The 6,545-nt window shown below is 71.3% G+C and carries 7 protein-coding genes and 1 tRNA gene; 4 read left to right on the plus strand and 4 right to left on the minus strand.

Annotation, left to right across the window (positions count from 1 at the left end):
- The coding region (locus M8J73_RS34680; protein ID WP_249829496.1) for an AMP-binding protein at positions 1-774 on the minus strand (774 nt) is incomplete at its 3' end.
- Between the two features lie 282 nt (positions 775-1,056).
- Positions 1,057-1,141, minus strand: a tRNA-Leu gene (locus M8J73_RS34685).
- 199 nt (positions 1,142-1,340) lie between these two features.
- On the opposite strand from M8J73_RS34685, the gene M8J73_RS34690 reads away from it, so the two are divergent.
- The 3 genes from M8J73_RS34690 to M8J73_RS34700 all read left to right on the plus strand — a co-directional run bounded on the left by M8J73_RS34690 (position 1,341) and on the right by M8J73_RS34700 (position 4,278).
- Positions 1,341-2,666, plus strand: a complete 1,326-nt coding sequence (locus M8J73_RS34690; protein ID WP_055537277.1) for a M20/M25/M40 family metallo-hydrolase — start codon at positions 1,341-1,343, stop codon at positions 2,664-2,666.
- A 218-nt stretch (positions 2,667-2,884) separates the two neighbouring features.
- Positions 2,885-3,118: a chaplin ChpH gene (gene chpH / locus M8J73_RS34695; RefSeq protein ID WP_055537278.1), complete on the plus strand. Its 234-nt coding sequence runs from the start codon at positions 2,885-2,887 to the stop codon at positions 3,116-3,118.
- Positions 3,119-3,249: 131 nt separating this feature from the next.
- The gene (locus M8J73_RS34700; RefSeq protein WP_055537279.1) at positions 3,250-4,278 is read left to right on the plus strand and encodes a chaplin; all 1,029 of its coding nucleotides are present in this window, start codon (positions 3,250-3,252) and stop codon (positions 4,276-4,278) included.
- Between the two features lie 72 nt (positions 4,279-4,350).
- Here M8J73_RS34700 and M8J73_RS34705 read toward each other — a convergent pair whose 3' ends face one another.
- Positions 4,351-4,539 (minus strand): DUF5703 family protein, encoded by a 189-nt coding sequence (locus M8J73_RS34705; protein ID WP_005485166.1) that lies wholly within the window; start codon positions 4,537-4,539, stop codon positions 4,351-4,353.
- A gap of 48 nt (positions 4,540-4,587) precedes the next feature.
- Between M8J73_RS34705 and M8J73_RS34710 the strand changes: the two genes are divergently transcribed.
- On the plus strand, positions 4,588-5,286 hold the full coding sequence (locus M8J73_RS34710; protein WP_055537280.1) for a hypothetical protein: 699 nt from the start codon (positions 4,588-4,590) through the stop codon (positions 5,284-5,286).
- A 157-nt stretch (positions 5,287-5,443) separates the two neighbouring features.
- Here M8J73_RS34710 and M8J73_RS34715 read toward each other — a convergent pair.
- Positions 5,444-6,545: ATP-dependent DNA helicase (locus M8J73_RS34715; protein WP_249829497.1), on the minus strand; the 1,102-nt coding region annotated here is incomplete at its 5' end.

Below are 6,545 nucleotides of genomic sequence, written 5' to 3' on the forward strand. Positions count from 1 at the left end.
GATCTCCTGCTCGACCAGCCACGGCCCCAGATCGGCGCCGCTCCTGACCTGTGCGCGCGGCACCGGCACCAGACAGGCCCCGTACCGCCAGGCCAGCCACATCTCCTCGCAGGACGCGTCGAAGGCCACCGAGAGCCCCGCCATGACCCGGTCCCCGGGCCCGATCGGCTCCTCGGCCAGGAACAGCTCCGCCTCGGCGTCCACGAACGCGGCGGCGCTGCGATGACTCACGGCGACACCCTTGGGCTTCCCGGTCGACCCGGAGGTGAAGATGATCCACGCGTCGTTCCCGACGCCGGGCCGCGAGGCGGGGGAGTCGGACGCATCGCCGTGGAGGGTCAGCTCGTGCCCGGCCCCGATGACGGCCCGCACCCCGGCCTCCCCGAACACCAGCTCGGCGCGCTCGTCGGGATCCTCGGCGTCCACCGGGACGTACGCGGCACCTGCGGCCAGCACCGCGAGGATCGCCACGTACAGGTCGTTGGTGCCCGACGGCACCCGCACCCCGACCCGGTCCCCGCGCCCGACGCCCACCGCGCCCAGCCGCCGCCGCAGCCGCTCCACCTCTATGGCCAGCGCGCGATAGGTGAGCCGCTGCGCGCCGTCGTCCAGCGCCGGCTCGTCGGGGAACGACCGCACGGACGCCTCGAAGACGTCGACGAGGGTGCGGGGAGAGGCGGCGGGCCCCGCCGAGAACAGGGCCGGCCCGTCGAGTCCCTCCGCCAGTTCCCCCTCCAACAGGGTCAGCTCGGGACTCTCGTACACGGCGGCCATCGGATCCTCGCCTTTCACACCCGGACGACCCGGGGGGCACCGGCGGGCCCGCAGGTCTGCCTGGGGATGTTTCCGTCCCGGCGCCGAACAAGCCCCATACTCTAGTGCTCACGTGACTACGGCCTGTCGTATCGGCCAAGAGGGCGCATCCGCGAAGCAACCCGGAGGCATCGGGCCATCCCCCTGAGCTGGGGTTTTCCCGGCGGGACGAGACGTCTCCCACATTCCGCCGCACCTACGCACAAAGGCCGCGACCTGATGGTCGCGGCCTTCGCCACTGTGTGTCCGAGGGGGGACTTGAACCCCCACGCCCGATAAAGGGCACTAGCACCTCAAGCTAGCGCGTCTGCCATTCCGCCACCCGGACAAGGTGTCTGTCGTGCGGGGTGTCCCCCGCGGCGACAGAGGAAACATTACCAGGCTTTACGGGGCCCTCGATCACACCCCGTTCCTGGAGGTCCGGGGCGTGAACGGCGTGTGACGGGCCGGTCCCGGTCTTGGGGCGGGCCCCCGGGCAGGAGGAGGATGAGGGGGAACCACCAGCAGCGACAGCGGGAGGAAGCAGCGTGAGCGAGACGGACACGGCCAGGCGCGTGACCGGCGAGGACGAGGTCGTGGACCTCTGCCGCGAGCTGATCCAGATCGACACCAGCAACTTCGGCGACCATTCGGGCCCGGGCGAACGCAAGGCCGCCGAGTACGTCGCGGAGAAGCTCGCCGAGGTGGGTCTCGAACCGAGGATCTTCGAGTCGCACCCGGGCCGTGCCTCGACGGTGGCCCGCATCGAGGGCGAGGATCCGTCCCGGCCCGCGCTGCTCATCCACGGCCACACCGACGTCGTCCCGGCCAACGCCGACGACTGGACCCACCACCCCTTCTCCGGTGAGGTCGCCGACGGCTGTGTGTGGGGCCGGGGCGCGGTCGACATGAAGGACATGGACGCGATGACCCTCGCGGTCGTCCGGGACCGGCTGCGCAGCGGCCGCAAGCCCCCGCGCGACATCGTCCTCGCCTTCCTCGCCGACGAGGAGGCCGGTGGTACGTACGGCGCCAAGTACCTGGTCAAGAACCACCCCGACCTCTTCGAGGGTGTCACCGAGGCGATCAGCGAGGTCGGCGGGTTCTCCTTCACCGTCAGCGAGCAGCGGCGGCTCTATCTGATCCAGACGGCCGAGAAGGGCATGCACTGGATGAAGCTGACCGTGGCCGGCACCGCCGGGCACGGCTCGATGATCCACCGTGACAACGCCATCACCGAGCTGTCCGAGGCCGTCGCCCGCCTCGGCCGCCACACGTTCCCGGTCCGGGTCACCAAGACCACCCGAGCCTTCCTCGACGAACTCGGCGACGCGCTCGGCACCGAACTGGACCCGGAGAACATGGAGGGCACCCTCGCCAGGCTCGGCGGGATCGCCAAGCTCATCGGCGCCACCCTCAGCAACACCGCCAACCCCACCCAGCTCGGCGCCGGCTACAAGGTCAACGTCATCCCCGGCGAGGCCACCGCGCATGTCGACGGACGGTTCCTGCCCGGCTTCGAGGAGGAGTTCCTCGCCGACCTCGACAAGATCCTCGGGCCCAAGGTGCGGCGCGAGGACGTGCACTCCGACAAGGCGCTGGAGACGTCCTTCGACGGGGCGCTCGTGGACGCCATGCAGTCCGCGCTGGTCGCCGAGGACCCGGCCGCGAGGGCGGTCCCGTACATGCTCTCCGGCGGTACGGACGCCAAGTCCTTCGACGACCTCGGTATCCGCGGTTTCGGCTTCGCCCCGCTGAAGCTGCCGCCGGAGCTGGACTTCGCGGGCATGTTCCACGGTGTCGACGAACGGGTGCCGGTGGAGGGCCTGAAGTTCGGTGTGCGCGTACTGGACCGTTTCCTCGACGCGTCCTGAACTTCCGCGACGGGATCTTGGTGATCCCCGAGTTGCCCTGAACCGCCGTGATTCTGCCCGGAATTGTGTATTGAAACGATACTCCCCTAATCGGCAGCACGTACGATGATCGACCGAGTCGAGTGAATCGGACCATAGGCTCGTAGCTCGATTACTCCCTTCTCGTTACAGGTGATGTGACCCGCTACTCGGGGTCGCTTTGCCAACAAGGAGGAATAATGATCAAGAAGGTCGTCGCTGCTGCGGCTGCCACCGGTGGTCTCGTGCTCGCGGGTGCGGGTCTGGCTGCTGCCGACGCCGGTGCCCAGGGTGCCGCTGTCGGTTCCCCGGGTGTCGCGTCCGGCAACGTCGTCCAGGCGCCCGTTCACGTCCCTGTGAATGTGTGCGGCAACACGATCAACGTGATCGGGCTGCTGAACCCCGCCTTCGGCAACACCTGCATCAACAAGTGACGTTGTGCCTCACCCGGTGAGGGTCCGATAACCGTTGGCCTCGGAGTGTGTGCCATGCACTCCGGGGCCGACCGGTTCCACGGACAAGGTGAAGAAGATCAGACCATAGGGCTAAGGCAGGTAATTCAGACATGCGACAGGTCACCCGCAAAGGCCTGATGACGATGGCAGCCGCGTCCGGCGTCCTCGCCGCGGCCGGCGGATACGCGCACGCCGATTCCGGCGCCCAGGGCTCCGCGACCCATTCGCCGGGCGTTCTCTCAGGTAACAACGTGCAGGCGCCGGTCGAGGCCGAGGTCAACGTCTGCGGCAACACCGTCAGCGTCGTCGGGCTGCTCAACCCCGCGTCCGGCAACAAGTGCTCCAACGGCGTCAAGACCGGCAAGCACGCCGGTGGTTCCGGATCGTCGTACGGGGGCTCGCGGGCGCAGGGCCACGCCAGTGACTCGCCCGGCGTCGCGTCGGGCAACCATGTGCAGGCCCCGGTGCACGTACCGGTCAACGCCTGCGGCAACAGCGTCAACGTGGTCGGCGTCGGCAACCCGGCCACGGGTAACGAGTGTTCCAACGGTGGGGGCGGCCACCACGGCTCGTCGTACGGCGGCGGCTACGGCTCCTCCCACGGCGGCGGATCCCACGCGGACGGTCACGCCGGCAACTCGCCGGGCGTCGGCTCCGGCAACCACGTGCAGGTCCCGGTGGATGTACCGGTCAACGCCTGCGGCAACAGTGTCAGCGTGATCGGTCTCGGCAACGGCACGAGCGGCAACGACTGCGGGAACCCGGGCGGTGGAGGGTCGCACGAGAACCCCGGCGGCCCGCAGAACCCGCCGGTCGAGCAGCCCGGCCCGGAGCAGCCCGGCAACCCCGGGACCCCCGAGAACCCGGGCAACCCCGGGACTCCCGAGAACCCGGGCAACCCCGGGACCCCCGAGAACCCGGGCAATCCGGGCAACCCTGGGAACCCCGGAAACCCGGGTGCCCCCGGCCCCGGTGGCACCAACACGCCGGGTACCCGGACCGTCGGCCAGCCCGGGCCTATCGGGCAGCTCGCCCAGACCGGCGCCGAGGTGCCGCTCGGCCTTGCCCTGTCGGTGGGCGCCGGCACGCTCCTCGGGGGCGCGCTGATCTACCGCAAGGCACGGGCCACCGCGCGGTAGACCGGACCCCGCGCACACGAAACGGAGCGGGCCCCGCACCAGCGGGGCCCGCTCCGTTTTTCTCTGCTCACATCACCACGTGGCCCGCACCTGGCGGATGATCCGTCGGCGCAACCGCACCCTGCGGCTGCCATCGCGCAGCAGACTCAGTCGGTCCAACTCCCAGTGTCCGTACTCGGCATGGTCCGTCAGCAGGCGTGTGGCGTCCTTGCGGGAGACCCCGCGCGGTACGTACACGTCGACAAATTCGTATTCCGGCATCGGTATCTATTGTGCGGGCTGGGGCCTGGTACGGATAGCGTCTGCACTATGTCTGATGCTGCGCAGTCCACCGCTGCCGAGGTACGCGCCGCCGCCGAGGCGGTCAAGACCGCGCTCGACCGCCACCTGGCCGCGGTCGAACGCCGGTCGGGTGAGGACGACCCGGCCGTCTACGAGGCGTTCAACGAGCTGGCCGCGGCCGCCGAGGAGTACGACGAACTGCTCTACGACCGCTACGACGAGGTCACTCCCTTCGAGATCCCCGGCACCGAGGACATGCCGCCGTACACCGGCCCCGAGGAGCCGAGCGCGCTGAGCGTGCTGATCCGGCGGGACTACACGGTGGTGGAGCCGCAGCGGTTGCTGGCGCAGGCGCAGCGGGTGGAGGCGGCCGATGAGCCGTCCGCCGTCGGAGCCGGCGACGAGGCGACGGCCACCGTCCACGGCGCCCTGGGCGTCCTCTTCGGCGAGTTCGAACCGGACGAGATCGCCTCCCGGCACAAGGAGTTCGGCCTGGAGGAGGGCGACTCCACGCTCTGGGTCACCGCCGGGGACGACACGGCCGACCCCGGGGAGTGGCTGGAGGCCCCGTTCGAGAACGTCGACCCCCAGCGGGTCGTCTGCCGCTTCGACGTCAGCGCGGTCTTCGACGAGGACGATCTCGAGGACGACGAGGACCTCGAGGACGAGATCGTTTTGGACGAGGACGAGGACGAGGAGTTGGAGCCGCTGGACGCGGATCGGTAGGGCGGGCGGCCCGGCCTGCCGGACAGCCATGGGCTCGGGCCCGCCGGTGGGTGGGCGAGCGCGGGTCGTCCACGGCTGTTCGCGCAGTTCCCCGCGCCCCTGAGGACGGCCCTCCGGGCCGATCCCAGGGGCGCGCCGCTTTCCCCGGATCGTCCCCTCAGCCGGCCGGGGGTACCTGTGCCTTGAGCAGGGTCGGGAGGCGGGTCGTGCGGGGCTTCGGGGGGACCTCGGCGACGGCGCGGGGCAGCGTCTGTTCGACGCCGTGCACGACGGACAGGTGCCGCTCAGCACGGGAGAACGCGGTGTAGACCCAGGGACGGCTGAGCGCCGCGCCCGCGTCACCCGGCAGGACGACCACCGCGGCCGGCCAACGGTGCCCCACCGCCTGGTGCGCCGTGAGCGCCCACCCGTGCCGTACGGCCGTCTCGACCCGCTCCTTCGGTACGACGACGGCGCCCCCCGCGCACTCCAGGTGCAGCCCCTCCGCGTCGGCCTTGACGACACGCCCCGGCGTCACTCGGCCCGGCACGGGGGAGTGGACGACACGGTCACCGGGGTCGAACCCGCCGAAGCGGCCCGGCCCGGGGTTCAGCCGCTCCTTCAGCGCCGCGTTCAGCGCACGCGTGCCCGCCGCGCCCCCATGGCCGGGGGTGATCACCTGCACCTGCTCGGCCGGGATGCCGAACGCCCTCGGCACGGAGTCCACGACGAGTTGCACGGTCCGGTGCACCGCCTCCCCGGCGTCCCGCACCGGCACGATCACGACCTCCTTGCCGGGCGCCTCCACCTGGTTCAGCTCCCCGATCCCGATCGCGGAGACCAGCTCACCGAGCGGGCCGGGGTCCGGGGTCCGTGAGGCGACCTGTGGGCAGGCCCGGGCGGCGAGGAGGTCCGCGAACACCCGGCCCGGCCCGGCGGACCACAGCACCCCCGGATCGCCGCTGAGCACCAGCCGCGCCCCGTCGGGCAGCGACTCGACCAGGACGGCGGCGGTCTCCACGTCGAGTTGCGGCGCGTCCAGCACCACGAGCAGATCGAGGGCGAACGCGCCCTCGGTGTCCCTGCCGGGCCCCTCGGCTCCGGCCAGCAGCCCGCCCACGGTGACCGCGGCGGAACCGCCCGCCCCGGCGTCGCCGGGGGCCGCGCCGCCCGTCCCGGCGGCGTCCAGCAGTGCGGCGAACCGCCGCCTGCCGTCCGCGCTGTGCGTGGCCGCGTACGCCCGCAGCCCGAGGGACCGCGCGGCGGCGACCAGCGCGGCG

Source organism: Streptomyces neyagawaensis, assembly GCF_023516595.1.
Lineage (GTDB): Bacteria > Actinomycetota > Actinomycetes > Streptomycetales > Streptomycetaceae > Streptomyces > Streptomyces neyagawaensis.